The organism is Candidatus Nanopusillus massiliensis (assembly GCF_920984865.1).
In genome coordinates this window covers 602,953-603,393 of the sequence record NZ_OV100765.1, presented here as the reverse complement: position 1 = coordinate 603,393, position 441 = coordinate 602,953, and the positions used below count along the sequence as shown (strand labels likewise).

Genomic DNA, 441 nt, shown 5'->3' with positions numbered 1-441 from the left:
CATTATTTATGTCATAAAATCTTTATAATAATTTAGCAATTGTTGTCTTTCCAGCTCCATTTTTTCCAACAATTGCAACCTTTTCTTTAGGTTTTATTGTAAAAGAAATATTTTTTAATACAGGAAAACCTGTTTATAATCCAAAAGTAACATTAACAAATTTTATTTCATCAATCATATTTGGTTTTAAAGCATTTTCTTTATTTAATATTTTTGGCTTATCTTCTAATAATTCTAATATTCTTTCAGCAGAAACTAAAGCTTTTGGAATACCCCCAAAAAACCTTTCATATGTGCTGGAGTGGGCTATAAATATATAAAATATAAGTTATAAAANCAACCAATATACCCAATTTAATTAGATTATTAATTACAAAAATTCCACCCATATACCATATAAAAACAGTAATCAAATCTATTATTAAAAATAATAGTTCACCT

2 protein-coding genes (1 of these 2 only partly in view) are annotated in these 441 nt (G+C 23.6%); both read right to left on the bottom strand.

Going from position 1 to position 441, the window contains the following annotated elements; genetic code table 11:
• Window positions 1-22 precede the first annotated feature (22 nt).
• Complete coding sequence (locus LUA84_RS04880) at window positions 23-109, bottom strand: ATP-binding cassette domain-containing protein (RefSeq protein WP_342765410.1); 87 nt, start codon at window positions 107-109, stop codon at window positions 23-25.
• Between the two features lie 178 nt (window positions 110-287).
• On the bottom strand, window positions 288-441 hold the final stretch of the coding sequence (locus LUA84_RS05585; RefSeq protein ID WP_457913305.1) for an ABC transporter transmembrane domain-containing protein. 236 nt of this gene lie beyond the right edge of the window; only the last 154 of its 390 coding nucleotides appear in the window; its start codon lies off the right edge, out of view — the gene reads right to left on this strand; the stop codon is at window positions 288-290.